This is a genomic window from Thalassospira indica (assembly GCF_003403095.1).
Classification (GTDB): Bacteria; Pseudomonadota; Alphaproteobacteria; order Rhodospirillales; family Thalassospiraceae; genus Thalassospira; species Thalassospira indica.
The window spans coordinates 886,313-913,102 of the sequence record NZ_CP031555.1; the positions used below are offsets into that span (position 1 = coordinate 886,313).

The 26,790-nt window shown below is 54.2% G+C and carries 23 protein-coding genes, 1 tRNA gene and 1 pseudogene; 15 read left to right on the plus strand and 10 right to left on the minus strand.

All coding sequences use genetic code 11. The features are described 5' to 3' along the window. Positions 1–92: 92 nt before the first annotated feature. Positions 93–2,300 carry a protein-disulfide reductase DsbD family protein gene (locus DY252_RS04265; RefSeq protein ID WP_064788245.1) on the minus strand — a complete coding sequence of 736 codons (2,208 nt, stop codon included), beginning with the start codon at positions 2,298–2,300 and terminating at the stop codon, positions 93–95. A 322-nt stretch (positions 2,301–2,622) separates the two neighbouring features. On the opposite strand from DY252_RS04265, the gene DY252_RS04270 reads away from it, so the two are divergent. Continuing rightward, complete coding sequence (locus DY252_RS04270) at positions 2,623–3,201, plus strand: YqgE/AlgH family protein (protein ID WP_064788244.1); 579 nt, start codon at positions 2,623–2,625, stop codon at positions 3,199–3,201. Positions 3,202–3,281: 80 nt separating this feature from the next. Here DY252_RS04270 and DY252_RS04275 read toward each other — a convergent pair whose 3' ends face one another. Continuing rightward, positions 3,282–4,106, minus strand: a complete 825-nt coding sequence (locus DY252_RS04275) for a hypothetical protein (RefSeq protein WP_245960869.1) — start codon at positions 4,104–4,106, stop codon at positions 3,282–3,284. Between the two features lie 790 nt (positions 4,107–4,896). Between DY252_RS04275 and coxB the strand changes: the two genes are divergently transcribed. From coxB to DY252_RS04340, 14 genes and pseudogenes are all read left to right on the plus strand, one after another. Next, a complete protein-coding gene (coxB, locus tag DY252_RS04280) occupies positions 4,897–5,748 on the plus strand; it encodes a cytochrome c oxidase subunit II (protein WP_064787504.1) in 852 nt (283 codons plus the stop codon). Positions 5,749–5,759: 11 nt separating this feature from the next. Continuing rightward, the gene (gene ctaD, locus DY252_RS04285) at positions 5,760–7,343 is read left to right on the plus strand and encodes a cytochrome c oxidase subunit I (protein ID WP_008889197.1); all 1,584 of its coding nucleotides are present in this window, start codon (positions 5,760–5,762) and stop codon (positions 7,341–7,343) included. 79 nt (positions 7,344–7,422) lie between these two features. Further along, positions 7,423–8,349 (plus strand): heme o synthase, encoded by a 927-nt coding sequence (cyoE, locus tag DY252_RS04290; protein WP_008889198.1) that lies wholly within the window; start codon positions 7,423–7,425, stop codon positions 8,347–8,349. A 14-nt stretch (positions 8,350–8,363) separates the two neighbouring features. Then, positions 8,364–8,486, plus strand: coding sequence for a hypothetical protein (locus tag DY252_RS22655; protein ID WP_255356190.1), 123 nt, complete (start codon positions 8,364–8,366; stop codon positions 8,484–8,486). Between the two features lie 6 nt (positions 8,487–8,492). Beyond that, positions 8,493–9,083, plus strand: coding sequence for a cytochrome c oxidase assembly protein (locus DY252_RS04295; protein WP_064787503.1), 591 nt, complete (start codon positions 8,493–8,495; stop codon positions 9,081–9,083). 82 nt (positions 9,084–9,165) lie between these two features. Further along, positions 9,166–9,966 (plus strand): cytochrome c oxidase subunit 3, encoded by an 801-nt coding sequence (locus DY252_RS04300; RefSeq protein ID WP_064787502.1) that lies wholly within the window; start codon positions 9,166–9,168, stop codon positions 9,964–9,966. Between the two features lie 27 nt (positions 9,967–9,993). Next, complete coding sequence (locus tag DY252_RS04305; RefSeq protein WP_064787501.1) at positions 9,994–10,359, plus strand: DUF983 domain-containing protein; 366 nt, start codon at positions 9,994–9,996, stop codon at positions 10,357–10,359. Positions 10,360–10,365: 6 nt separating this feature from the next. Further along, entirely contained in the window at positions 10,366–11,097 is a 732-nt protein-coding gene (locus DY252_RS04310; protein WP_064787500.1) for an SURF1 family protein, read from the plus strand. Positions 11,098–11,162: 65 nt separating this feature from the next. Then, complete coding sequence (locus DY252_RS04315) at positions 11,163–12,650, plus strand: carboxypeptidase M32 (protein WP_064787499.1); 1,488 nt, start codon at positions 11,163–11,165, stop codon at positions 12,648–12,650. Between the two features lie 115 nt (positions 12,651–12,765). Continuing rightward, positions 12,766–13,185: a cyclic nucleotide-binding domain-containing protein gene (locus DY252_RS04320; RefSeq protein WP_063088567.1), complete on the plus strand. Its 420-nt coding sequence runs from the start codon at positions 12,766–12,768 to the stop codon at positions 13,183–13,185. 186 nt (positions 13,186–13,371) lie between these two features. Further along, positions 13,372–14,768 (plus strand): annotated as a pseudogene (gene thrC / locus DY252_RS04325) (threonine synthase). Between the two features lie 47 nt (positions 14,769–14,815). Beyond that, positions 14,816–16,075: a M16 family metallopeptidase gene (locus tag DY252_RS04330; protein WP_064787497.1), complete on the plus strand. Its 1,260-nt coding sequence runs from the start codon at positions 14,816–14,818 to the stop codon at positions 16,073–16,075. A 120-nt stretch (positions 16,076–16,195) separates the two neighbouring features. Continuing rightward, on the plus strand, positions 16,196–17,116 hold the full coding sequence (locus tag DY252_RS04335) for an ROK family protein (RefSeq protein ID WP_064787496.1): 921 nt from the start codon (positions 16,196–16,198) through the stop codon (positions 17,114–17,116). 176 nt (positions 17,117–17,292) lie between these two features. Continuing rightward, positions 17,293–18,264 carry a sensor domain-containing diguanylate cyclase gene (locus tag DY252_RS04340; RefSeq protein ID WP_165374892.1) on the plus strand — a complete coding sequence of 324 codons (972 nt, stop codon included), beginning with the start codon at positions 17,293–17,295 and terminating at the stop codon, positions 18,262–18,264. Between the two features lie 45 nt (positions 18,265–18,309). Here the strand turns inward: DY252_RS04340 and DY252_RS04345 are convergent, their stop codons facing one another. From DY252_RS04345 to DY252_RS04380, 8 genes are all read right to left on the minus strand, one after another. Next, entirely contained in the window at positions 18,310–19,629 is a 1,320-nt protein-coding gene (locus DY252_RS04345; RefSeq protein ID WP_064787494.1) for a hypothetical protein, read from the minus strand. 227 nt (positions 19,630–19,856) lie between these two features. Further along, positions 19,857–19,931 (minus strand) — tRNA-Gln (locus DY252_RS04350). A 78-nt stretch (positions 19,932–20,009) separates the two neighbouring features. Further along, positions 20,010–20,939, minus strand: a complete 930-nt coding sequence (locus DY252_RS04355) for a 4-(cytidine 5'-diphospho)-2-C-methyl-D-erythritol kinase (RefSeq protein ID WP_064787493.1) — start codon at positions 20,937–20,939, stop codon at positions 20,010–20,012. Between the two features lie 21 nt (positions 20,940–20,960). Further along, positions 20,961–22,676, minus strand: coding sequence for a tetratricopeptide repeat protein (locus DY252_RS04360; protein ID WP_064787492.1), 1,716 nt, complete (start codon positions 22,674–22,676; stop codon positions 20,961–20,963). 182 nt (positions 22,677–22,858) lie between these two features. Next, complete coding sequence (locus tag DY252_RS04365; protein WP_064788243.1) at positions 22,859–24,046, minus strand: M20 aminoacylase family protein; 1,188 nt, start codon at positions 24,044–24,046, stop codon at positions 22,859–22,861. Positions 24,047–24,142: 96 nt separating this feature from the next. Continuing rightward, positions 24,143–24,631 carry a hypothetical protein gene (locus DY252_RS04370; protein ID WP_008889212.1) on the minus strand — a complete coding sequence of 163 codons (489 nt, stop codon included), beginning with the start codon at positions 24,629–24,631 and terminating at the stop codon, positions 24,143–24,145. Between the two features lie 2 nt (positions 24,632–24,633). After that, positions 24,634–25,464: a DUF3100 domain-containing protein gene (locus DY252_RS04375; RefSeq protein WP_008889213.1), complete on the minus strand. Its 831-nt coding sequence runs from the start codon at positions 25,462–25,464 to the stop codon at positions 24,634–24,636. 230 nt (positions 25,465–25,694) lie between these two features. Then, on the minus strand, positions 25,695–26,624 hold the full coding sequence (locus DY252_RS04380; RefSeq protein WP_008889214.1) for a LysR family transcriptional regulator: 930 nt from the start codon (positions 26,622–26,624) through the stop codon (positions 25,695–25,697). Positions 26,625–26,790: the final 166 nt, after the last annotated feature.

Consider the following 26,790-nt stretch of genomic DNA (forward strand, 5'->3'; position numbering starts at 1 on the left):
AATTGGCAGCAATTTTGGGCCTGTGTGCACCTTAACGCCTGCGCTCTCGCAGGAGCGGAAACAAAACACTACGCGTTCCCAATCAGATGTGATCACTGAACGGAACTGGCAAGGCTTGCCGAACCGTTTGCATCTTCAAGCGCGCTTAAAACCTCGTCCACACCGAGCAACTCCGAAAGCAAAATGCCATCCGGTGCCCCCGGACCAAATACCGCATTGAACGGGATGCCAAACCGGCCATAAGAGGCAAGGTAATCGGCAATCTTTTGATCCGGACGGGTCCAGTCGGCCTGCATCAGGACAACATCATCCTGCATCAAGGCGTTTCGGACGTCGGGCTTTTCAAGAACCAGCTTTTTGTTGACCTGACAGGTCACACACCATTCCGCCGTAACATCGATCACGACCGTCTTTCCATCGGCAACCAAACGATCAATGGTTTCAGGTGCAAACGCCTGCCAGACAAGCGTGCCATTGTCCGATGATGCGCTTGGCGACGACGGCGGTTGTGAAAAGCCGGGCGCAAACAGTGCAACCAAGAAGCCCAGTACCGCCAGCGACGTAAAGGCAAAGCGTGGACGCAGGTTTGATGTGCGTTTGCGGGCCCAGATAAAGACGCTGCCCAAAATCAGGCCAAGCCCGACAGCAATCGCACCACCCATGCCGATCTGAACCGACAGAATGCCCAGAAGCCAGATCGCCGTGCCGATCAGGGCAAGGCCCAGAACAACTTTGACACCATTCATCCAGCGACCGGGTTTGGGCAGGATATGGGCCACACGCGGTTGGATGGCGATGGCAAAATACGGTAGCGCCAAGCCGATCCCCAGCAAGGTAAAGATCCAGAAGATATCAAAAACACTGCCCGCCAGTGCAAAACCAACCGCCGTGCCAAGGAACGGGGCAGAGCAAGGGGTTGCCAGCAAGGTGGCAAACATGCCGGTCAGGAAGTTGCTGCTGATATGGTGGCCGTGGCTTTCGCTGCGTGTGATAGCGTCATTTGCCGCGTTGCCAAGCTGATCCGGGCCGGAAATTTCAAACAGCCCCCACATATTCAACGCAAACAGGGCGAGAATAATCGTCATAACGGTCAGGAACAGCGGTTGCTGGAACTGAATGCCCCAGCCAATGGTGCCCCCGGCCAGTTTGATGCCGACCAGAACAGCGGCAATCACCCAGAAGGAGGTAATGATCCCGGCGGCACTGGCAAGGAAACCGATGCGCACCCGATTGATGTCCTGTTCGCGGGCCTTAAGGGCCGACATGACCTTGATAGACAGAACCGGCAAGACACAGGGCATGACATTGAGGATCAAGCCGCCAAGCAGGGCGAACAATCCGATCATCGCGAAACTCATGCCCGCCGTTGCGCCCGTACTGGATGCTGTGTTTGTGGCTGCTTTGCCGTCACCGACAACAAGGTTTTGCTCTACCGAAAGCGGACCGGCGATGACGGTGACGGTGACCGGCTGATCTTTCAGTGTCTGGTCTTCGGCCAGGCCCATGACAGTCAAATCGAAATACTGAACATCCTCGTTGCTGCCCGTCGCGGTCGTTTGCGGTTCGGGCAGCCCGAAGCCCGCACGCAGGTCGCTTTCGATCACGATGTCGTCAATACCGACCCCGGCATCATCAAGACCACGAACACCCAGACGCAGGCTGTGTGCATTGCCCTGATTGATGCTGGAAATACTGGTAACTTCGATGGGAAGGCCGGTGCCCCGCAGCGGCACCTTGGAAACAAATTTTTCGATCTGGTGGGCGTGGTTGCTTGCGATCGAGGTGCCTGCACCAGCGGCGGCACTTGCCGGGATATCAAGATCAAAGCTGGCAGTTGCCGGAATGCAGATGTCGCTGCACACCAGATAATCGACATCAAGGCGGATCGCGACCGGCTGGGCCGGATCGGGGATCGCAACATCAATCGGCAGAATGATGTGCTCCTTGTAGCCGAATGTTTCGAGGCCAAAGATCGAAAAGCGGTGAGGGGCCGGCCAAAGGATGTTTGCGTCGCCGACATTTTCTGAGCCGGTCCAGTCAAGTTGCGGCGGGAAACCGGCATCGCCTGCGCTGCGCCAGTAAATCTTCCAGTCGGGTTGCAGTTCGTATTCAAGGCCAAGACGGAGTGTCTGTTTGCCGCCAGTTTCGGTTTGCGCACTGATCAGGCGGACTGACGTGAAGTCCTCATCGACCCAGTCGGTTGCCATATCCGATGCAGCCAGTGCAACAGAACTTGCACCGATCGATGAAAGGCAGATGGCAATCAAAAGAGCCAAGCGGGTGATAAGGTGGCGGAGCACGTGTTGTTCCTTAAGCACGAAAAACCGATTTGCGCAGTGTTGGCCAAACTTGTGGCACAGAAGAGGCGTAATTCCAGTCCCCGTTCAAATCAAGCCACGACTGTGTGAACGCCCTATCACTAGCACATGCCGACAGGGACTTGTCCTGATCCAACGCAAAACGAGACGGATCCATTGCCATGGCAGTGCGTTCCTACCTACATGAGGTATATGGGAATCCGGAATGTCAAACGACAAAAAAAACACGGTTTTCCGGGTTCTTGATGGAAATGGGCAGGTATTCGCGCTAGGCTCTGTGAAACAGGATAAAGAGAGTTGCGACATGGCAGAAGGTATAGGCACGGGTGATTATCTCGGCGGCAAGCTGTTGGTAGCGATGCCGGGCATGCGTGATCCGCGTTTCTCGCAAAGTGTGGTCTATATCTGTGCGCACAATAAGGACGGGGCGATGGGGCTGGTGATCAACCGCCTGATCGACAGTATTACCTTCCCGGAACTGCTTGAACAGCTTGGCATTGCGCGGCCTGCGCCGACGATTGAAGATATTCAGGTACATTTTGGCGGGCCGGTCGAAAGCAGTCGTGGCTTTGTTCTGCATTCAACCGACTTTTCCAACGAAGCAACACTGCATGTTGATCATGGTGTTTCGGTGACCGCCACTGTGGATATTCTTGAACAGATCGCCGTTGGCGAAGGCCCGGAAAGCCGCATTCTGGCATTGGGATATGCCGGGTGGCGCAGCGGGCAACTGGAAAGTGAAATTCTTGCCAATGGCTGGCTGCATGTAGATGCAGATGCCGATCTTCTGTTTGACATCGACTGCGAAGACAAGTGGGAACAGGCGTTTTCCAAGCTCGGTTTTGCGCCGGAATTACTTTCGGGGGATGCTGGCCACGCTTAAAGTATATTGCTTTAATACCGGGCCAAAAAACAAACGCCTGCCTCATCGGCAGGCGTTTTTCGTTTCGGATTGAATGAAGATCAATCAAACAGCGCGTCGATTTCTTCCTGCGAGAAAATCTGATCAACTTCATCCTGCGACACGCGATTGGCATTCTGTGGCGCCTTGGTGACGGTTTTATCCAGATTGTCGAGGCCTTTGGGATCTGGCGGAAGATCGAAGTCGCCAAAGTCGTCTTCGCCCCAAATCTCGATCACGCGGTTCACGCGTTCCTCGATATATTTCATGGTGTTGACGACTTTGGTGATCCGCTGCCCGGTAAGATCCTGGAAGTTACAGGATTCAAAGACCTTCACGACCAGTTCAACGATATCGTCGGCCAGGCCCTGGGTGTAGTCGTCTGTGGCGGCGGATCGAATATTGTGGGCAACAGCGTCAATTTTCTCAACGGTTTCAAGAATGTTTGCCGTCGCATCCTCTGTTGCCGCAACAACAGAATCAAGCTCGCCCTTGACGATGTTAAGGCGCGTTCCGCTGTCATCTTCGGGCGCGGTATAAAGGGCGGCGATTTCGCGTTTTGTTTCCTGAATGGAATTGGCAAGGGCGCGAACTTCGTTTTTCACCAGACGCAGCTCATTGCGCGCGTCGACCTGTTCGTCGTCTTCCGGGTCGATTGCCTTGTTCGCCTTTTTCTGCTCTTCGATCATCACGCGGATGTCGGTAAGCAGTTCAAGCTTGAGATCCTCTATTGCGGTATGCAGGCTCGAAATGTCGGCGCCACCGACAGAGCCATTCGCATCAGTCGGCATGTCGGTCGGCAAGGCGACCATGTCGCTCATGGTTTCGAGTTTGTTGAGCAACCGCATTTCCGCGGTAAATAGTCTTTTACTTCCTGAGCGTGCCATAGACGAACCTCTGTCTTTGAACCGTCTGCATCGGGCAGCAACCTGGCTGGTTGCGGTGCACGGAACATCGGGAATGCATACGTTTTGGTAGAATAGTCGGCAAAGCTGATATATCCAACCGAATTTCTATCCGTGATATTGGGGAAAAGTCCGCTCAATTAAAGGGTTCGGACAGTATTTTTGCATTTGGTTTCTTAAGGCCTGCGTCAGGCCTGTATCCGAATCGTTGCGAAAATCGATCCTGGAGGGGGCTTTTGCGAAAAATCAGCCCGGATCAGGACGCTGTCAGGATGACGTAACGTCATGTTGATCCGGCAATGTGCGGATTGCGTAGGAATTGAAAAGAAATGGCTTTAGCCATTGGTTGAAGTGATTCTAACGAGTTTTGCGCATATATTGCAAAGCAGCATTCGTTGGAAAGGTGAAAATCGGCCATGCGGAATGGCGGTTTTTCTATCCAAGGGTGGGTGTTTAGAACGATTTCAGCCAAAACCACCGCGCTAATTTGATGGATTATCAAATACATTTTTTGTGCAACGCAGCGAGGTTTTTTCTGGAACAGGTGTCGAAGATACGCTATTTGCCTGCGTTACCAATGTACTTTCATGTGCAGGCTATTTAAGAATAAGATATGTCAGAGGAAATGCTCCGGCCCGTTGATTTTTAATCTTTGGTTGAAGCGGTGAAATGTCCCCCGCAGGGCACATGACGCCGGGTCAACAAAAGCAGACGGGGGTGGGGAAGAGTGAGGCATATCGCCTTGAGATGTAATGCGAGGGGGCAGATTCGCATGTCGATCAAGAAGCTATTTCCCATCCTTCTGTTGGGATTGGCGGTACTTACCGGGTTTGATGGCGCAGCACTTGCGGCTGTTGGTCAACCTGAACCCTGGCAGCTTGGGCTGCAGGATCCGGTTTCGCCTGTGGCTGTTGAAGGCCAGAAATTCTTTAATCTCGTTACGTGGTTGATGGTGATCATTACCGTGATCGTCTTGGCTTTGCTGCTGTTTGTGCTTTATCGCTTCAGCGCGAAACGCAACCCGGTCCCATCGAAAACAACGCACCATACCCTTCTTGAAGTGGTCTGGACGGTTGTTCCGGTGCTTATTCTTCTTGTTATCGCGATCCCCTCTTTCCGCCTGCTGTATTTTGCAGACCGTGTCGAGGATGCCGATCTTACGCTCAAGATTATCGGCAAGCAGTGGTACTGGACATATGAGTACCCCGATAACGGCAACTTCACCTTTGATTCGCTTATGATCGATCAGGAAACCGCCATTGCCGAAGGCAAGAAGCGCCTTCTGGATGTGGACAATCCCGTTGTCCTGCCGGTTGATCAAAACATCCGTCTGATCATGACGTCAGACGACGTGATCCATAACTGGGCGATGCCGTCGCTGTTCATCAAGCTTGATGCCGTTCCCGGCCGACTGAACGAAACCTGGACCCGCATTCCAGCTGAGTATGCCGGTACGACATTCTATGGTCAGTGTTCGGAACTGTGTGGTGTGAACCACGCATATATGCCGATCGCGGTTAAGGCCGTTACCATGGAAGAATACGAAGCCTGGGTAGCCAAGGCCCAAGAACAGTTCGCATCTGCTGATCTGCCGTCTGCGGTATCAGTGGCATCGGCAGAGTGAGGGAGAGATTGATGGCTCACGCTGAAACACATGATCACGATCATACCCCCGGCTTCTTTACCCGTTGGTTCCTGTCGACCAACCACAAGGATATCGGGACTCTTTATCTAATCTTCTCAGTGCTTGCCGGTTTGATCGGTGGTGCGTTTTCGGTCTGGTTCCGTATGGAACTGGCACAACCGGGAACCCAGGTCATTGATGACCCGCAATTCTTTAACGTGCTTGTGACCGCACACGGCATGATCATGGTGTTCTTTGTTGTCATGCCCGCGATGATTGGCGGCTTTGGCAACTGGTTTGTTCCGATCATGATTGGCGCGCCGGATATGGCGTTCCCGCGTTTGAACAACATTTCGTTCTGGCTGATTGTTCCGGCCTTTATCCTGCTGATGCTGTCGGCTGTTGTCGGCAGTGGTGCCGGCACCGGCTGGACGGTTTATCCGCCACTTTCAAGTGTGCTTGGCCATCCGGATGCCTCGGTGGATATGGCGATCTTTGCCCTTCACCTTGCCGGTGCCAGCTCGATCCTTGGTGCGGTGAACTTCATTACCACCATCTTTAACATGCGTGCGCCGGGCATGACCCTGCATAAGATGCCGCTTTTTGCTTGGGCAATGCTGGTGACGGCATTCTTGCTGCTGCTGGCGGTGCCGGTACTTGGTGGCGCGATCACCATGCTTCTGACCGACCGTAACTTTGGTACGGATTTCTTTAATCCGGCCGGTGGCGGTGACCCGATCCTGTATCAGCACCTGTTCTGGTTCTTTGGTCATCCAGAAGTGTACATCATGATCCTGCCGGGCTTTGGCATCATCAGCCACATCATCTCGACCTTCTCGCGCAAGCCGATCTTCGGTTATCTCGGGATGGCCTATGCGATGGTGGCAATCGGTGTTGTCGGCTTCATCGTGTGGGCGCACCATATGTACACGGTGGGCTTGGATGTTGATACCCGTGCATACTTTACCGCAGCGACGATGGTGATTGCGGTGCCGACCGGGGTTAAGATCTTTTCGTGGATCGCGACCATGTGGGGGGGCTCGATCACCTTGCGGGCTCCGATGCTTTGGGCAATCGGTTTCATCTTCCTGTTTACTGTGGGCGGTGTGACAGGTGTGATTCTGGCGAACTCGGGCATGGATCTGCCGCTGCATGACACTTATTTCGTTGTGGCGCACTTCCACTATGTTCTGTCGCTTGGCGCTGTCTTCTCGATCTTTGCTGGCTTCTACTATTGGTTCAGCAAAATGTCGGGCTACGAGATTTCCGATCTCGGTGCGAAGATCCACTTCTGGCTCTTCTTCATTGGCGTCAACCTGACCTTCTTCCCGCAGCACTTCCTGGGGCTTGCCGGCATGCCGCGTCGTTATGCCGACTACCCGGATGCGTTTGCCGGATGGAACATGGTTTCGTCTTATGGTGCCTATATCTCGTTTGCGGCGACGATCTTCTTCCTTGGTGTGGTGGCGCATGCCTTCATCCGTGGCAAGAAGGCCGAAGCAAACCCGTACGGGGAAGGTGCAGATACACTGGAATGGACCGTCAGCTCTCCGCCGCCGTTCCATACCTTTGACGAACTGCCACGTATCAAGTAAGTGATCCTGGTTTAAGTCCCCCGCAGGCCCCGGTTTGCGGGGGGCATCCTACCGCCCCAAACGAGAAGACCAGAGTTCAATGACCAAGCAGGTTGCAGATCAGACCCTAGCGCTTGAAAACGCAGTATCCCTGCCGGTTTCGGATGTGCGTGACTATATCGCGTTGCTCAAACCCGGTGTGATGACGCTTGTGGTTTTCACCGGTGCTGTGGGGTTGCTGATTGCCCCGGGTTCGATCCATCCGTTTCTGGGACTCGTCGCAATCGCCTGTATCGCTATCGCCAGTGGTGCCGCGGCATCCATTAACATGTGGTATGATCGTGATATCGATATCCACATGAAACGTACCCAAAACCGACCGATCCCGGCCGGGCGCGTGCCCGCCGACGAGGCCTTGTCTCTTGGCATTGCGCTGTCGATTGTTTCGGTCACGATCATGGCGGTTGCCATCAATATTGCTGCTGCGGTTTTGCTGGCTGTATCGATAGCGTTTTACGTGTTCGTCTACACCATCTGGCTGAAACGCAGCACACCACAGAATATCGTCATCGGCGGTGCCGCCGGGGCCTTTCCCCCGATGATCGGCTGGGCGTCGGTGACGGGCGGGATTGATATCAATTCAATCGCGCTGTTCATGATTATCTTTATGTGGACACCGCCGCATTTTTGGGCGCTGGCACTGTTTCGGTGCGGCGACTATGCCAAGGTCGGTGTTCCCATGATGCCGGTGGTTGCCGGTGACGCCGCAACCAAAAAGCAGATGCTGGTTTATACCATTCTGCTTTTGCCGGTGACCTTTGTTCCGGTCGCGACCGGATTGCTAGGAACGATTTACGCCGTGACGGCGGGTCTGACCGGGCTTTGGTTCCTGCGCCATGCGGTACGGGTTTTGCGCAACGCCGAAGAACGCGCGCCGCACAAGATGTTTGGATATTCCATTTTGTATCTGTTTGTCCTGTTTGGGGCGATGGTTGCAGATGTCTGGCTTGGCGGGTTCATCGTATGACGGAGCACCCCAAAATGAGCAAAGCCGAACTCGAAGCGTTTTACGCCAAGCGTAAAAAGAAGAACTGGGCGTTTTTGGTGATTTTGACCAGCCTGATTGTGCTGTTCTTTGCCATAACCATTTTGAAGATGAGCTAGGAAACCATGGCTGATCAACAACACACAGATACAGTAAAGAAGCGCAACAAGCGCGTGATGCTGAGTTGTGCCGCCGTCGTTGGCGGCATGATTGGCCTGTCCTATGCGTCGGTTCCGCTTTATGAGCTGTTTTGTCAGGTAACCGGATTTGGCGGCACGCCGCAGGTGGGCAAAGACACCGGCGTTGAAGTCTCGGAAAAGACCATCAAGGTCCGGTTCAACGCCGATGTGAATTCCGGCTTGCCGTGGCAGTTCAAACCCGAACAGCGTGAAATCACCGTCCGTCTGGGCGAAGACAATCTGGCCTATTACATGGCCGAAAACATGTCGGTCAAGCCGATCACCGGTCAGGCTGTCTATAATGTGACGCCGCTCAAAGCCGGGCAGTATTTCAGCAAGATCGCATGTTTCTGTTTTGACGAGCAAACCCTTCAACCGGGCGAGCGCGTTGACATGCCGGTCAGTTTCTATGTCGATCCGGCGATTGCCGAAGACATCAATACCCAAGACGTGAAGACGATTACCCTGTCATACACTTTCTTCAAATCCGAGGCATCGTTCGAAGCGGTTGGCAGGAACGAAGATCAGGGAGGCTGACAGATCGCAGTCATGCGATTTGCTGTCTCTGTTTAACAAAGCGAACTTGAGTTTCTTTTGTAAGGATTGAGGGGGACAAGGAATGAGTGATCATGCTCAGAAACATCCGTTCCACCTGGTGGACCCGAGCCCGTGGCCGCTGGTAGCAGCCGCAGCCGCAGGTCTGTTTACTGGTGGCATGGTCATGTTCATGCATTCGGATCGTGCGCCGGCTGACTTCTGGCTGGCAGCGATCGGCATTGCAGGCATTCTGTTTGTGATGTTCCGTTGGTGGAGCAACGTGATCAGCGAATCACGCATCTATCATAACAAGGTCGTTCAGATTGGCCTGCGTTATGGCATGTCGCTGTTCATCGCATCCGAGGTGATGTTCTTTGTCGCCTTCTTCTGGGCGTTCTTCCACAATGCGTTTGTGATCTTCAGCCCCGGTGTGACCGAATGGCCGCCCGCAGGCGTTGAAGTGCTTGATCCGTGGGATCTGCCGTTCCTTAATACCCTGATCCTGCTGTTGTCTGGCTGTACCCTGACATGGGCGCATCATGGCATCCTGGAAGGCAAGAAAAAGGATCTGGTTCAGGGACTGGCATTGACCGTGGGCCTTGGAGTCATCTTCCTGTTCCTGCAGGCCTATGAGTACAGCCACGCGGCATTTGGCTTCTCTGACAACATCTATTCCTCGACCTTCTACATGGCGACCGGTTTCCATGGTTTCCACGTGTTTGTCGGTACGGTGTTCCTGGCGGTTTGCCTTGTGCGTGCCATGAAAGATGGCTTCAAGCAGGATCATCACTTTGGTCTCGAAGCGGCAGCCTGGTACTGGCACTTTGTTGACGTCGTATGGCTGTTCCTGTTCTTTGCCGTTTACATCTGGGGTGGCGAATAAGCCACCCGTCAGGTCAGACACAAGATCATGGATGATTATTATCCAAACCTTTCCCCCATTCGTACCGGGTTGGCATGCAAATGCCCCCGCTGCGGTGGGGGAAAGTTGTTTTCGGGCTATTTGACAGTGCGCGAAACCTGCGAGGTTTGCGGACTGGATTTGCGCGGCCATGATTCCGGTGATGGTCCGGCTGTTTTCATCATCTTTATTCTCGGATTTCTGGTGGTGCCGATGGCGCTATGGGTTGAAATGACCTATGTGCCTCCACTCTGGCTGCACGCGGTTGTGTGGGGGCCGGTGATCATTGGTTTGACGCTGGTCTTGCTAAGGCCGCTTAAAGGCATCATGGTGGCGCTGCAATACCGCCACCGATCGACATCCGAACAGGACTGACCCTTCATGCCACTTCTTAAAACGCGTCCCAGTCTGGCGATGAAAATTTCCGCCGGACTGTCTCTGATCATTCTTTTGGGGCTTGGTTCCTGGCAGGTTGACAGACTGTTCTTGAAAAAAGACCTGATCGAAATGCGCCAGGCGCAGGCACAAATGCCGCCAATTGCCGTGCCGACCGATACCGTGCTTGATCCCGATATGGCGTTTCGCGCAGCCTATGCCGAAGGTCGTTACCTGAACGATCAGGAAAAATACCTGATGGCGCGCACCCGGCGCGGCAATGTCGGTTTTCAGTTGATCACCCCGCTTGAACAGGAAGATGGCCGCATCATTCTGGTCAATCGTGGCTGGGTGCCGCAGGATTACCGCGAACCTGAAACCCGCCCCGACAGCCTGATCGAGGGTCCGGTGCGTGTGTCGGGTGTTTTGCGCCTGCCAAGTGAAAAGCATTGGGCGCAGCCGGAAAATGACGCCATCCGTAATCAGTGGTTCTATGTCGATGTCAATCACATGGCCGAAGATACCGGTGCGGACCTTGCAAGCCCGTATTATCTCGAACTCGACGATACGCCGATCCCGGGCGGATTGCCGATTGGCGGGCAGGCCAAGGTTGAGTTGCCCAACAACCATCTGGAATATGCCATCACCTGGTATAGCTTGGCACTTACCCTGATCGTGATGTTTGTCCTTTATCACCGCCGCCCAAGCAGCGATGACGAAAAAGACGCGCAAGCCTGATCTTGTCGCCACCACTTGAATGATATTTTGCGGACAGCAGCCGGACTGCCCGCGCAGGAGTTCCCATGACCGAAGCGTATAAAAAGCTCGAAGCCCGTTTTCACCGTATGAGTGTCCTGTCCGGTATTGGCGGGATGTTGCACTGGGATATGGCTGTGATCATGCCAGACGGCGGTGCAGATGCCCGTTCCGAACAGCTTGCGACATTGAGTGTTCTGGAAAACGAGCTGATCAATGCGCCGGATCTGGGTGATCTGATCAGCAGTGCGGAAAGCGAGCGCCTTGACGATTGGCAGCAGGCCAATCTGGCGGAGATGAAGCGCGCCTGGGTTCATGGCACGGCGGTGCCAGTCGATCTGGTGGAGAAAATGTCACGGGCGGAAACCCGCTGTGAAGTGGCATGGCGCAAGGCGCGCGCCGACAACGATTTCAAAGGGCTCCTGCCGCACTTGCAGGAAGTGCTTGATCTGTCGATCGAGGCTGGCAAAGCCAAGGCAGAGGCATTGGGCACCTCGGTATATGATGCGTTGCTTGATCAGTATGATCCAATGATGCGCTCTGATCGGATCGATAGCCTGTTTGCCGAGCTGGAGAGCTTCCTGCCCGATTTTACCGCCGATGTGATCGAACGCCAGAAATCCGAAGATAAGCCGGTTAAACCAACCGGTCCGTTCGCGGTTGAAACCCAAAACCGGATTGGCCTTGATCTGATGAAGGCGGTTGGTTTCGATTTTGACCACGGACGGTTGGACATTTCCCATCATCCGTTCTGTGGTGGCATTCCGGAAGATGTGCGTTTGACCACGCGCTATGACGAGAATGATTTTACCTCGGCCATCATGGGGGTTCTGCACGAAACCGGTCATGCCATGTATGAGCGCGGATTGCCCGCCGATTGGCAAAACCAGCCGGTGGGCAAGGCGCGCGGTATGACCATGCATGAAAGCCAGTCGCTGCTTGTGGAAATGCAGGCCTGCCGGTCAGAAGAGTTTCTGACCTATGCCGGACCGGTGTTCAAGGAAGCCTTTGGCGGTGACAGCGCCGCGTGGGGGGCAGCAAACCTGCATCGCCTCTATACCCGCGTTGAGCCGGGCCTGATCCGTGTTGATGCCGACGAGGTGACCTATCCCGCACATGTGATCTTGCGCTATCGGTTGGAGCGCGCGCTGATCGAAGGCGACATGAAGCTTGTCGATCTGCCGGGCGCCTGGAACGAGTTGATGCAAAAACTTCTGGGCATTGTCCCCGAAGATGACCGCAATGGCTGCATGCAGGATATCCACTGGCCATCGGGTGCATGGGGATATTTCCCGACCTATACGTTAGGGGCGATGGCCGCAGCGCAAATCTTTGCCGCGGCCAAGGAATCCAACCCTGAAATACCCAACGCACTGTCGCGTGGTGATTTCGCCCCGTTGATGGGCTGGCTTCGCGCAAACATTCACAGTCAGGCCTCAAGCAAATCCACCGATGCCATCCTTCAGGCCGCGACCGGAAAGCCCCTTGGCGTGGATGCCTTTAGGACCCATCTTGAGAATAGGTACGGTCAGTAAATTCAATTGAATGGGCCCGGCAATCTGCTAGCATTGATTTATTGATCGGTGATACACGCGGCCATCGATCCTCGGGACAAGAAGTTCCCAAACCTTTCATGGGCTCTGCAAACACATGGGCATAACCGACGGCAACAAGAAGGTGATGGACCGGCAGGTCTTTGCCATCGATCAGGTTATTTTCCGGGAAGGAAAGCCTGGAAACGCTGCCTATGTCGTGCAGGAAGGCAAAGTCGAAATATTCAAGACGCTGGGCGAAGGCAAAGAGGTTATTCTCGGATCGATCGAGGCCGGTGGTCTTTTTGGTGAGCTTGCACTTGTCGATAATCAGCCGCGCATGGCCTCTGCCCGGGCGAAAGAACGTACCGTTTTGATCGCGATCAGCCGCCAAACGTTTGAAAAGAAAATGTCGGGGTCGGACCGGTTTATCAAAGCCGTGTTGCGAATCCTTTTGGGCAACTACCGCACGGTTGTGCGCCGGGCGGCATTGGCTGAGTCAAAGCTCAAGGAACATGGCATTCCGCTTGACGGTTAGGGTGGGCTGAATGCGGGGTGGGGCCGTGGCTTGCGCGATAATGCGTAAAGCACGGCAGGCTTGCTGGATTGTCCCTTGACTATATCTGCTCAAACCCTCACTAAATCAGGCTTTGGCGTGTTGTTTGGGGGCGATTTGTGCCCAAATGCACGCAACCGATATTCGCCTTATGCAGGAGCAGGTCTAGTGCGCTATGTCAGCACGCGGGGAAGCGCCCCCGTTTTGCAGTTCGATGAAGTTCTTCTTGCCGGTCTGGCCCGTGACGGGGGCTTTATGTTCCCGAAACATGGCCGACCTTTTCCAAGGATGACATTCATGCGCTGCGAACTCTGACTTATGCCGAAGTGGCCTTCAAAGTCATCCAGCCGTTTGTTGCCGGCACTGTTGATGACGACGCCCTTAAGACCATTCTTGAAGATACCTATCGCGGCTTTGATCACGAAGCCGTCGCGCCGCTCAAACAGCTTGGCCCGAATGACTGGGTAATGGAGCTGTTCCATGGCCCGACGCTGGCGTTTAAGGACTATGCGCTTCAGGTGGTTGGTCGCCTGTTTGATCATGTTCTGGCCAAACGCGGCGAGCGGATCACGATTGTTGGGGCGACGTCGGGTGATACCGGGTCGGCCGCGATTGAGGCCTGCCGGGATCGTGAAAATATCGACATCTTCATCCTGCATCCCAAAGGCCGCGTTTCGGAAGTTCAGCGTCGTCAGATGACGACCATCCTTTCGGACAATGTGCACAATATTGCGGTCGAAGGTTCGTTTGATGATTGCCAGGATCTGGTCAAGGCGCTGTTTAACGACCATGGCTTCCGCGATGAGGTTGGCCTGTCGGCAGTGAACTCGATCAACTGGGCGCGCATCATGTGCCAGATCGTCTATTACTTCTGGGCGGGTGTGCAGCTTGGCTCGCCGGAACGCGAAATTTCCTTCTCGGTGCCGTCGGGCAACTTCGGCAATGTTTATGCCGGTTATGCCGCCATGCAGATGGGCCTTCCGATCAAACAATTCGTGGTTGGTGCCAACCGCAATGACATTCTGGCTCGTTTCTTTGAAACCGGGACCATGAAGATGGAAGGCGTTGAGCCGTCGCTCAGCCCTTCGATGGATATTCAGGTCAGCTCGAATTTTGAGCGCCTGATGTTTGATCTTTATGACCGTGACGGGCTTGCGATTGCCGAGATGCTGACCAAGTTCCGTGAAACCGGTGTTATGGAAATGTCGCAGGGCCAGTTTGGCCGCGCGCGCGAACATTTCGATGGCTATCGACTGGATGACGAAGAAACGAAAGCCGCAATCAAGGATGTGTTGGCAACCAGTGGCGAACTGGTGGATCCGCATTCGGTGATCGGTATCGTGTCAGGCCGTCAGTGCAATCGCGACAAATCGGTACCGATGGTGGCCCTGGCAACCGCACATCCGGCGAAATTCCCGGATGCGGTCAAGCAGGCGTCGGGCATCTACCCGGACTTGCCGCCGCGTCTTTCTGATCTATATGACCGACCTGAAAAGGTCGAACCAATGTCCAACGATGTGGCGGCCTTGATGGCGCATGTCCGCAAGAACCGGCGTGCAGCCTGAAGACCAGCCATGGTTGGGAAAAGAATGCGAAACAGGAGTAATGCTATATGACAGTCGAGCTCACCCAGCTTGACAATGGAATGATTGTCGCGACTGACCGCCTTGATCATGTGCAGTCGGTTGCCTTGGGCACGTGGGTTGATGTCGGGGCGCGTAACGAGACGCCCGACATTAACGGCATTTCTCATATGCTTGAGCATATGGCGTTCAAGGGCACGCGTCGTCGTTCCGCGCTTCAGATTTCCGAAGAAATCGAAGCAGTTGGCGGGCAGATGAATGCCTATACCTCGCGCGAGAACACGGCCTATTATTGCAAAGTCCTGCACGAAGATCAGGAACTGGCGATTGATGTGATTGCCGACATCCTTCAGCATTCCACACTGGATGCGAAGGAACTTGAACGCGAACGTCAGGTCATCCTGCAGGAAATCGGTCAGGCCAATGACACGCCTGACGACATCATTTTCGATTACTTCCAGGAAACCGCCCTGCCAAATCAGGCATTGGGGCGTTCGATCCTTGGCAGTCCGGAAAATGTATCGTCGCTCAGCCGTGATCATTTGTTTGATTTCATGTCACGCCGCTACAGCCCGAAACGCATGGTGTTTTCTGCATCGGGCAAGATCGAACATGATCGCGTTGTCGATATGGTCGCCAAGAAATTCGACAGCCTTCCGGCCCATGAAGATCACGAGATGGAGCCGCTTAAATACGAAGGCGGCAGCAGGATCGAAAACCGCAAGCTTGAACAGGTGCATGTGATCTTTGGTCTGCCGACCGTGTCCTACACCGATGACAGCTTCTATGACCTTCAGGTGTTCAACACCCTTCTGGGTGGTGGTATGTCGTCACGTCTGTTCCAGGAGATCCGTGAAAAGCGCGGTCTGGTCTATTCGGTCTATAGCTTCTCGTCGCACTATGTTGATGGTGGCTTGTTCTCGATCTATGCCGGGACCGGTGCCAATGACGTTGGCGAATTGATGCCGGTCATGTGTGATGAACTGGTCCGCGCGACCGAGGATCTGACCGAAGAAGAAGTCGCACGTGCACGTGCGCAGCTCAAGGCATCTGTGGTGATGGCGATGGAAAGCAATTCCGGTCGCTGTGAAACACTGGCCCGTCAGATCCAGATTTTCGGCCGCCCGCAAAGCATGGAAGAAATCGTTGAAAAGATCGACGGTGTTGACCTTGAAAGCGTGCGCCGTTCGGGCAAGGCATTGCTGGATGGCACACCGACCGTGACGGCGCTTGGTCCTGTCGATCAGATGCCTTCGTATGACGATCTGGCGGCACGCCTGCGTAGCTAGGCTCACGCGATCTTTGAACACATTAACGGCACCTGCCTGACCCGGCTGGTGCCGTTTCTTTTTGCGACGTACTCTAGGCTGGTGTATCCCGATAGCAGGACAGTTCGTGGAAAGTGCAGCATGCAATATGCCTTTGACATAGGGGGCTCGAATATCGAGTTCGGTGTTTTTGATGCCAATGGGGCGATGATGCTTCATCGCAAGGCATCGACACCGCGTGATGACCGCGATGCCTTTGTCAAAATCCTGGCGAGCTTTGTGCACGAGGCCGATGAGCAATATGGCAGATGCGATGTTGGCATCAGCCTTGCCGGCGGGATGGATCCGCAAAGCGGGTCGGTTATTTCTGCCAATATTCCAGCCATCAAGGATTGGCCACTGGCGGCCGAGCTTTCAGCCATACTGGACCGTCCTGTTCTGGTCGAAAATGACGCCGATTGTTTTGCCTTGGCCGAGGCAACAACAGGTGCCGCCCAAAACGCCCGAACCGTCTTTGCCATTATCCTTGGTACCGGGGTTGGTGGCGGAATTGTGTTCGATGGTCAGTTCGTTGGCGGTAACAGCGGTATCCGTGGCGAATGGGGGCATGGCAATGATGTCACCGGTAGCCTCGTTAAACATGGCCTGTCGGCGGTTGCCTGTGGCTGCGGGCGCACAGGATGCCTTGATAGCTGGGGCGGGGCGCGCGGGCTTGAACGGATTTACGCGCAACTCCATGATCAGGCACCTGCAAGCCACGACATCACAACGGCATGGCTGGCCAGGGATGACAAGGCAGCACGGGTTATCGGCATCTATTGTGATCTGGTTGCCCGTGAATTGGCACTGATGGTTAATGTTCTCGATCCGGACTGTGTCCCGGTGGGCGGCGGATTGGCATCCGAGACCGCCTTGATCGCAGAGATTGACACCCGGGTGCGAAAGCATGCCCTGGGGCGCTATGACGGGCCGCTGGTGGTGCCCGGCGCCCATGCCCGGGATGGCGGTTTGCGGGGGGCAGCCCTTTTGCACCAGATGACAGCACGGCCGAAATCCGGATAACCGAGCCGGTCATATCAGAAAAATATTATCCAATCATAAGAATGGCCTATGCCTTGGTATGCTTACGGTTTAGAATTTGCCGCATGCGATTATCGGACTTAATTGTCGCACTATAACAAGGCTTTATGACTGGCGTTTTTGCGCAAAGCCGTGCCAGTCAAAAAATGGGAAATCACATGACCACCGAGTTTGAGACCGATCATCAGGGCGAAATGGCCAAAATGTTCGAACAGCGTGTTGAGGCGATCCTGAAGCTCGGTATTGAGCAGTTTGGTCTGCCAGTCGGCATCTTTAGTGCGATTGGCGAACAGACCTATGAAATTCGACAGGTGTTCCATCCGGAAAATGCCCTGACCCCGGGCATGGAATTCGATCTTGATGAGACATTCTGCAGTCAGGTTATTTCGGCCAGCAAAGTCTTTGCTTTTCATGATGTCAGTGAAAGCGAACTGGGATCGCATCCGGCCGGCGAAAAATTCGGGTTTGCCGCCTATCTTGGCGCACCGATTGTTGTCGAAGGCGAATGCATCGGGACCCTTGCATTCGGCAGCCCCGTACCGGTGAAGGCCTTTACCAAGCATGATATCGATCTGGTGCAGCTTTTTGCCGACTCAATCGGGCAGGCGGTTGCCCATATCCATGATCGCAAGGCACTTGATCAGGCGCGCAAGGATATCGAGCTTTCTGCCAATACCGATCCCCTGACGGGGCTTTACAATCGCCATTACATGGAAGGCATCTTGCGAACCGAGCTTGAACGTTCAAACCGTTATGGCAATGCGGTTGTGATCGGGATTGTCTATTTCGACAATCTCAAGAACCTGAATGAGAACTTTGGCTATGATGCCGGTGATGCCGCGCTAAAACTGTTTGCCAAGGTGGCATCGGGCATGAAGCGCGAAACCGATGTCATCGCGCGCTGGAGCGACAAGGAATTCATTATCCTGATGCCTGAAACCGGGGCCGCAGGTGCATTGAACTACCTACAACGCCTGACAGAGCGCGTTGGTGCCGAGGATTTCGAGGCCGGAAGCGCACACCCGAAGCTTACACTCAGCATCGGCCTTGGCATTGCGGAGGCTGGCGATACGCTTGATAAACTGGTGTCGCGCGCCAGCATAGCCATGCACCAATCCAAGCAGTCCTGATTGGTTCGTTAGTGTCAGAGCAAACAGGAACTGCATCAGAGCAGTTTACGTTTTTTTCGACCGCGCCATTTTGTTCGCCTCTTTGCCGCTTAGTTCGAGTGTAGTACCTTGGGGGCCATGTTGAACTCTCGCTGCACCGCTTAGCAATGCTGTCCAGGCCTCCATTGGAGTGATCTCGGCGTGATCCTGCTCACTTGTTTGGAAAAGGCCGTGGCATGCGCCATCAATCCATCTATCAGGAAGTACACGGCCTTCTTTGGTTGTCATCTCCATAATTGTCTCAATCGTCCAACTTGCTCTATTGATATCCAATGAGTATTTCTGGAGATCTTGAGAGACCTTAACGTTGGCAATATAGGTTCGTCTAAGCCAGCTAACCGTGTAGACAAGAAAGCCAATGCAGGCGAAAGATGACAGAGATCCTCTGAGAAATTCGGCAATCAACCATGTTTGGAAATTTGAGTTAGTGCTTTGGCTGGACTGTTCAGCTGCAGCGGTAATGAGATTGTCAAAGCTAGCGAAACTCGATAGCGCAAAATAGCCAGCTACGCAGGCGATCAAAAACGAGCCTACACAAATCGCAATGTTCAGGTTGCTTGTTTCTTTTGGTAACAAGGATCCAGCAACGCGATCACTAATCTCGCTTGTAATGCTCTCGCGAAGTTGTCGACGCACATGCATATGGTCACGATCATCAAGCTCCTTTTGCTTGGCTTTGACTTTCCGCTCAAGCTCGCTTATTCGAGCTTCTTCTTGATCAATATAGTTCTTGTATTCTGTGCGTTTGGATCGGATTTCCTCCTGCACTTCATCGGAAATTTTCCGTCGCTCTTCAGCGAATGCTGCCCGCTCAGCGGCGGACTCTTCAACCATCCGTGTTTGAAGTGCGCTAAGGTCAGCAAGCTGTGCCTGAAGGATATCGATAGCGCTTCCGGCTTTTCCGTCTCCAGCATCAGGGGTTTTCAGTATCAAGTGGGCATTAATTAGCTGAGTAAGGCCATGTATATCTGTAGCAGAGGGAGTAACCGCACTGCCGCCTTGGCCCGGTAAAACAATAACTTCGTCAAAGTAAGGAGAAGGTACTCTGATGTTAATGTTTTGGTTTTGCCCATTTGGCGGTGTCGGTGTGGTTCCGCGCCGATAATATATTGTGAACTTGTGTACATCCGTGACGAGATCGACAGCATCAATTGAGAAAGTCTTCTTCTTTCCTACAACTGATTCTAGTTCCGCTAAATCAAGTGTGACATTCCCAAATCGACAGCTCTCTTGCAGTCGGCCGAAGGATTCAACAATAGCTCTCATCAACTTCATGATTTGAGCATCGTTTAGTCTGCCGGTTGGGAAGAACACATGTTGCGCCATAACGCTGTTCCTATGCTTTATTTTAGTTTGTTCATATGGAACTAAAGGTTGCAGAATTGAGGGTTTAACTCAAGCGCGTATTGATTGGGTTTAAGGCAAACATGCGCGATGCATCAGTCAAAGACATGCCGAAAGCGGGAATAAAGGGTAGCACGTTCACTGAATTTCCCTTGGAAGAAGCAGGCAAAAGAAAACCGCTTTGAGGAAAACCTCAAAGCGGTTTGTCTTGGCTGGGGCGGTAGGATTCGAACCTACGGTACACGATACCAAAAACCGATGCCTTACCACTTGGCCACGCCCCATCAGCGTGCGTGGCGCGGAAAATAGCGCCCTCATGACAAGAGTGCAACCCTCTATTTGAAGGTTTTTTTATCTCGCGCTCAGTCGGGGAAGGCCGCGCCCATATCTGCCTGCTCGCGGCTCTTTTCCGTCAGGATATGGGTGGGCGAAATCCACCAGTCCGGGTTCTGTGCCGCAATGGCATTTGCCGCACGTTCAGCCTGATCGTTTGTGTCGTAAATTCCGAAACACGTCGCACCGCTGCCTGACATTCTGGCCAGCAAGCATCCCTCTTCACGGGCAAGCGCATTTAGCACATCACAAATTTCCGGAAGGATACCGGTGGCCGGCAGCGTCAGGTCATTGCCGCATTCCGACAATGCATCGGCAAGCGCAGCACCACTTTGAAAGGTTTGCTTGGTATCCCATGCGTCGGTTGGGCTGAAACCCTCGTCGGCGCGAGCCTTGAAGATTTCTGGTGTCGAAACCGCCTTGCCGGGATTGATCAGGACCATCGGGACGGACGGCAGGTCGGGCAGTGCGGTGATTTCTTCGCCAATGCCCGACATCAGACAGCTTTTGCCATGCAGGCAAACCGGGACATCGGCCCCCAGCGACAGGGCAATACGCGAAAGGGTGTCTTCGTCGAGATCAAGTTTCCACATCTCGCACAGCAACCGGATCGTCGCAGCCGCATCCGCCGACCCGCCACCGATGCCCGATGCAATCGGCAATCGCTTATCAAGGATCAGGTCGGCCCCCTGTGTCGTGCCACTTTCGGCCTGGAGCATCCGGGCGGCACGCATGACAAGGTTGTCGCTGGTGTCTTCAAGGGCGAGGTTGGCGGCCATGGGGCCTGTGATCGAAAGGGTGATGGCGCCATCATCGCGCACCTCACCACTCACTACGTCGCCGGATGCGGTAAAGCAGACGAGGCTTTCAAGCAGGTGATAGCCGTCATCGCGTTTGCCGGTGACGTGCAAAAACAGGTTAACCTTGGCAGGTGCCTGCTGGCGATAGGTCGCAGACATGAACGTTTCTTCCCAAATGCGTCAGTTTACGACGGTCGGGGCCACGCTTGGTACCTGACCATTGATTTTGGCTTCGACGGTACTGCGCAGTTCTTCGGTCGGATTGAAGGACAGGGCACGGTGCCACTGGAATCGGGCCTCGTGATAGCGCCCGATCTGCCAATAGGCATCCCCCAGATGATCATTGATGGTCGGATCGTCGGGTTTCAGTTCGACCGCCTTTTCAAGCTGTTCGACCGCATCTTCGAACCGGCCCAGTTTGTAGTAAACCCACCCCAGACTATCGACGATATAGCCATCATCAGGCTGCAATTCGACAGCGCGTTTAAGCATGTCTTCGGCCTGATCGAAATTCATGCCCATATCAACCCAGCTATAACCAAGATAGTTGAGCACATAGGGCTGTTCCGGTTCGACTTCGAGCGCCTGAAGGAAATCTGCCTCTGCCTTGGCCCAGTCACCGGCACGTTCATGGGCAATGCCGCGACGATACAGCAACCGCCAGCCAACCTGGGTCTGGCCACCAAGCCGTTCAATCGCCTTGTCATAGGCGTCTGCCGCCGGGCCATATTGTTGCTGAATGCGCAGGATGTCGCCAAGCTGGATCAGCGCATCCGGGCGATCGCGGCGTTCGCTGACCATGTCTTTGAGGATATCAATCGCCTCGTCCGCACGGCCAATCTGCTCAAGGCTTGAGGCAGTGCGAAGCCGCGCATTCCAGCTGTGCGGGGATGAGCGCGGGATCCCTTTGTAAACCTCAATTGCCGTTTCAAAACGGTTCTGAATTTCCATCACTTCGCCAACCAGAAGACGGGTAATGTCATCATCGGGACGTAGCGACAGCGAATAGCGCGCCATCAGCAAGGATGGATCAACCGCGTTTTCCTGACTAAGCAGGGTGGCGATATCGAGATAGGCCTCTGCCAGACCCTCTGCCGGGGTCAGCATGGTTGCGATGGGTGGTTCGTTGCGGTCAAGCCGCGCCAGATGGAACGGCATGGCAAGCGATTGCGGATGCCGATCCATATAGCTTTCATACAGAAGGGATGCCTTTTGCACCTGACCTTTGCGCTCATAGACGGCGCCCAGGGCCTCGGCGGCGCGAAGCGGCGCGTCGGCCGGGTCGCCATAAGCACTGGCAAGGGCGCGTTCGGCGGCATCAAAATCACCAAAATGCGCCAGGATCAGACCGCGATGGTATTCCGAAAGCGGGTTAAGCGCGCCATTGCCCTGCATGCCATCAAGGGCGGTCATTGCCGCGTCTTTTTGATCAAGGCCGGTGTAAAGCCAGGCCTTTGCCAGCGGTGCAATTAGGGCATTGATGCCCCGTTCGGGCAGGCTTGAGACGATATCAAGCGCATCCTGATAGCGATCTTCGCGAATGGCGGCATCCATCACGGTCAGGGCGGCAAACAGGTCCTGATCGTTTTCGGATTGCAAGCTGGTGGCAATGTCGACGGCATCGCTGATGCGCCCGTCGCTGATCAATGCCAGGAAGGCACGGCGGCGCAGCTCGGCATTGTCTGGGTCGAGTTGATGGGCGCGCAAAAGATATTGCGCAGCGTAGTCGGACCGGCTTTCCATCTGGGCAGCCTTGCCCGCCAGGAAGTTGCCCGAAAACCCGTTGGATTGCGGATACTCGAAAACGGCATCGTCGCTGTTCTGTGGCATGGTGCCACAGGCCGAAAGCGCAATAGCCGTCATCGGGATGAGGAGATGTAACAATTTACGTTTCAAAGGCTTTTCCTGCGTCCGCAATTCGGGTTCGGCGATGCCAGATCTGTCGCATCGCCATAGTGAATTTCGGGATTAGCCTACTCAGTCGGCAATTATAAGGCAAAGCATTTGCAACAACAGCAAACGGCTATCTTTGAATGCGATCAATGACACGGGAATACGAAGCGCAGGATAATATGTCGTCAGTCCCGAGACAGGGCTTCTTTGACCAGTGCAATCCAATAGCTGACACCATGCGTGATTGCGTCATCATTGAAGTCATATGCGGCGTTATGAAGCAACCGGTCGCCATCCGTCGGGCCGTTGCCGAGCCAGATATAGCAACCCGGTTTGACATTCAGCATGAAGGCGAAATCTTCGCTGGCCATGGACGGTTCCGGATTGGTGTCCACCTGATCTACGCCGACAATCTTCGATGCCACCGAAAGGGCGATTTCGGATTCTGCCGGGCTGTTGATTGTTGCCGGATAGCGGCGTTGATAATTCACGCGGGCATCGCAGCCCAAGGCCCGTGCTGTGTGTTTGGCTGTTTCGACCAGACGCGCTTCGATAACATCCTGAATATCAGGATCAAATGTGCGCACAGTGCCGCGAATGGTCGCGGTATTGGGGATTACGTTCCATGTGTCACCGCCGAAAATCTGCGTGGGCGAAATGACAGCGCTTTTCAAAGGATTGATTTCGCGCGCAACGATGGTTTGCAGTGCCAGCAAAACCTGACCTGCTGTCGTAATCGGATCATGTCCGAGATGGGGCATGGCCGCGTGGCACCCTTTACCCTCAATCACGATTTCAAACACGTCGTAGCTTGCCATCATCGGGCCGGCCTTGACGGCCATGGTGCCGATATCGCGGCCCGGCCAGTTATGCATGCCATAAACCGTATCGACCGGATGGCTGTCAAAAAGGCCTTCGTTGACCATCTCGCGTCCGCCGCCCTCGTTTTCTTCGGCAGGCTGGAAAATAAAATCGACGGTTCCGGCAAAATCCGGGTTTTCAGCAAGGATTTTGGCGGCACCAAGCAGCATGGTCATGTGCCCATCGTGGCCACAGGCATGCATTTTACCCGGATGCTTTGACGCATAAGGCAAATTGGTTGTTTCATGGATATCAAGTGCATCCATGTCGGCGCGAAGCCCGATCCGCTTTCCAGCCCCTTTGTTGCCATGCAGGGTTGCGACAACGCCTGTCTTGGCGATGCCGGTTTTGACTTCCAAGCCAAAGGATTTCAGCTTTTCTGCGACAAAGGCACTGGTCAGGTTTTCTTCAAATGCGGTTTCAGGGTGAGCATGCAGATGGTGACGCCAACTGATGAATTCATCGACAAGTTCAGTGGCGCGAGGATGAAGGGAGCAAGAAGGGACAGACATCTGCATACTCGATTTTGGATGATATGTGCGGGCGTGAACCCGGTAACTTAACACCGGGACCACCATGTTTCAGATGGTCCCGGTTACAAGATGTGATCAGATACCCTGAAGCTTCAGGATCGCTTCGGCAACAAGAACCGAACCGGCATAGGTGCCAAGGAAGACAAGGCAGGCAACCAGTGCGAGTTTCCAGCCGGAATGTTTGGCAACTTCGATTTCCTTTTTGGCAATCGCAAAGCCGGCATAGGCAAGCGCCGGGGTTGCAAGGGCCAGGAAGTTAACCGACTTGGCCTGTGCGACAATCCATTCCGAACCCGGGGTCCAGGGAAGGGTCGCGACAATGCCGACCAACGAAATCCATGCAACGCTTGGCAAATAGAACGGCGCAAAGCGGGTCAGGATAAGGCCAACCATCGAGATCAAATAGATCACGATCATGCCCATAAATCCGTCCATCAAAGGTATCGCCGGTCCGACTGTGTTCATCACCAGTCCGACAAGGCAGACAATGATCAGGACGACGGCATGATCGACAAGATCAATTTTCGGGCGGGTGGTTTCTTTTGCAACAACGCTATCAGACATGATCAAGCCCCCTTGTTGTCAGCAGCGGCAAGGTCACGCTTACCAGCCGTCGCGTTATAGAGTTTTTCAACGATCGGAAGAGCAATAAACAGTCCGGCATAAAGACCCGTTGCATAGGTCAAAAGGTTGCTCGCCCCGGCAAGTGCAAGGATTTCGTCCTTCATGGAAGGGACAACTTCCGTCAGCGCACCGGTGCAGGCCGCCATCATTGAACCACTGCCGATCCCGCATGCCATTGCAAGCGCGCGCGGATCAAAAACATCAATGCTGGCAAACAGCGACGCCAGAATGGCAAAAATGAAGGTGCCGAAAAGCGTGCCGATCACATAAACGCCCATGACACCCGCACCTTCCGGGCTTTTGAGGGTGTAACGGTCGGCAATGATGGCAAGGTTCGGTTCACGTGCAATCGAGAAGGTTGCACCAATGGCCTCACGGCCCATTTTCAGGCCCCAAACCGCCAGCGGGAATGCCAGCACAATCGTGCCGAGGTTCCCAAGTTCCTGCAGCAACAGCGCAGGACCCGCTTCGATGATGGTTTCGATTGCCGGGCCGATGGTGGTTCCGAATTTGGCGATGAACGGCATGATCGCAATGACGATCAGCGGTGAGGCCGCCTTGACTTCTTTTTCACCGATGAACTTGCCAAATTTCGGCATGACATTCGGATTCATAAGGGCTGCCATGATAAAGGCATAAAGCAGCGGCAACAGAAGGATTGCCCCAATTCCCAACGGAATTTTGCGGATGCCGATCAGCTCGGCGATTGCCCCGATAATGATAACGGCTAAATGGAGCTTCCATAGCCCCATTTGTCCCCGAAGCGCATTCATTTCCCAGTCTCCTTGACAGACAGTGGCGTTTACGACGCAAGGACACCTTTCCCATTGTTGCGGGAAACCAAACGCGCCTTGTCATCCCTGTAAAATCCGGCGACGCAAAATTCATCGTTTTGCCATTTTTAGATCCGGAATTTCCGACCGAGAATGGGAACATGCCGATTCATGGGCAAGTGCCATTTTGGGATGCTTCTGTTGCCGAAATGGCAACAAGTCACTCAAGGTTATTCATGTTCTTCGGGATACCAGGCGGAGCCAAATGCCTCCATCCGATCGCGGATCATGCCTGTAACAGCCCGCACTGCGGCGGTTTTGGGGCGCTCCTTGCGCACCAGCAAGTGTGAGGGAACACGCGCCAGGAAGGGATCGGTCATCGGGATGGCAACGACTTCTCCTCTGCGTAGTTGTCGTGATACCGCAAACGCGGGCAGATAGGTAATGCCGCCCCCCGACAGGACAAAGTGAATGGCAACATTGATCGAATCGGCGGTCAGAAAAGCATCCCGCGCAACACGATTTCCCGGATCGGCATTTGCCAAAAGTTTGGACACCCCGAAGTTTTGATCCAGCAAGGCGGCCGGATAATTCAGCGTTTCATTCAGTTTGCAGCTTTGCTTGGAGGCAAGGGCAAATTCCGGCGGGACCAGCACGCAAAGCGGGCTGTGGTTTTCGGCAAGTAATTCAAGCTCCGGCGTGCGCGGCGGGTTGAAAACCAGCCCCAGATCATAGTCATCGCGCAGAATGCCATGGGTGATCTTCTCGGTTCCGGCAACATCGACTTCAAGCCGAATATCGGGGAACTCGTCGCGCAGCGGGCGGATCACGTGATTGACAAGATCGACAACAAAGCCCTCCCCGGTTGCGATGCGCACCGTCCCGGCAATGGCGCCACGGGCGGCGGCCAGATCAACTGCAAATGCTTCGTCGATTTCAATGCGCTTGCGTGCATGCGCCGCAACCATATGCCCCGTTTCGGTAAAGATGATCCCGCGTTTGGTGCGTTCCATCAAAAGCGTATTGAGATGCGCCTCAAGGCTTGAGATCTGTCGACTGATCGCCGAGGGGGCAATGCGCAAGTTCTCGGCAGCAGTCCGGATCGAGCCAGCTTCGAAAACAGCCAAAAAATAACGGAGAGGTTTGTCATCGATCTTCATATCGGGGCTTCGAATTGTGGGGCGATGTCGTAATCAGAGCATATCTGTTGCTGTTTCGGCAACAACATGTTCCGGCAATTGATCTTGAAACAGCGGTGCTTCCGCCGGAAGTTGATCAGGAAATCAAAACAGAAAAGGGCGGAAAAGGGCGTTCAAAGGCGAAGAT

Coding starts and splice junctions, on each gene's coding strand:
- DY252_RS04365 (WP_064788243.1), bottom strand. CDS start 24,046: ATGTCTGTCCCTTCTTGCTCCCTTCATCCTCGCGCCACTGAACTTGTC.
- DY252_RS04315 (WP_064787499.1), top strand. CDS start 11,163: ATGACCGAAGCGTATAAAAAGCTCGAAGCCCGTTTTCACCGTATGAGT.
- DY252_RS04275 (WP_245960869.1), bottom strand. CDS start 4,106: ATGGCACGCTCAGGAAGTAAAAGACTATTTACCGCGGAAATGCGGTTG.
- DY252_RS04375 (WP_008889213.1), bottom strand. CDS start 25,464: ATGAATGCGCTTCGGGGACAAATGGGGCTATGGAAGCTCCATTTAGCC.
- DY252_RS04330 (WP_064787497.1), top strand. CDS start 14,816: ATGACAGTCGAGCTCACCCAGCTTGACAATGGAATGATTGTCGCGACT.
- DY252_RS04295 (WP_064787503.1), top strand. CDS start 8,493: ATGGCTGATCAACAACACACAGATACAGTAAAGAAGCGCAACAAGCGC.
- DY252_RS04335 (WP_064787496.1), top strand. CDS start 16,196: ATGCAATATGCCTTTGACATAGGGGGCTCGAATATCGAGTTCGGTGTT.
- coxB (WP_064787504.1), top strand. CDS start 4,897: ATGTCGATCAAGAAGCTATTTCCCATCCTTCTGTTGGGATTGGCGGTA.
- ctaD (WP_008889197.1), top strand. CDS start 5,760: ATGGCTCACGCTGAAACACATGATCACGATCATACCCCCGGCTTCTTT.
- DY252_RS04305 (WP_064787501.1), top strand. CDS start 9,994: ATGGATGATTATTATCCAAACCTTTCCCCCATTCGTACCGGGTTGGCA.
- DY252_RS04310 (WP_064787500.1), top strand. CDS start 10,366: ATGCCACTTCTTAAAACGCGTCCCAGTCTGGCGATGAAAATTTCCGCC.
- DY252_RS04320 (WP_063088567.1), top strand. CDS start 12,766: ATGGGCATAACCGACGGCAACAAGAAGGTGATGGACCGGCAGGTCTTT.
- DY252_RS04370 (WP_008889212.1), bottom strand. CDS start 24,631: ATGTCTGATAGCGTTGTTGCAAAAGAAACCACCCGCCCGAAAATTGAT.
- DY252_RS04300 (WP_064787502.1), top strand. CDS start 9,166: ATGAGTGATCATGCTCAGAAACATCCGTTCCACCTGGTGGACCCGAGC.
- cyoE (WP_008889198.1), top strand. CDS start 7,423: ATGACCAAGCAGGTTGCAGATCAGACCCTAGCGCTTGAAAACGCAGTA.
- DY252_RS04340 (WP_165374892.1), top strand. CDS start 17,293: ATGACCACCGAGTTTGAGACCGATCATCAGGGCGAAATGGCCAAAATG.
- DY252_RS04380 (WP_008889214.1), bottom strand. CDS start 26,624: ATGAAGATCGATGACAAACCTCTCCGTTATTTTTTGGCTGTTTTCGAA.
- DY252_RS04355 (WP_064787493.1), bottom strand. CDS start 20,939: ATGTCTGCGACCTATCGCCAGCAGGCACCTGCCAAGGTTAACCTGTTT.
- DY252_RS22655 (WP_255356190.1), top strand. CDS start 8,364: ATGAGCAAAGCCGAACTCGAAGCGTTTTACGCCAAGCGTAAAAAGAAG.
- DY252_RS04345 (WP_064787494.1), bottom strand. CDS start 19,629: ATGGCGCAACATGTGTTCTTCCCAACCGGCAGACTAAACGATGCTCAA.
- DY252_RS04270 (WP_064788244.1), top strand. CDS start 2,623: ATGGCAGAAGGTATAGGCACGGGTGATTATCTCGGCGGCAAGCTGTTG.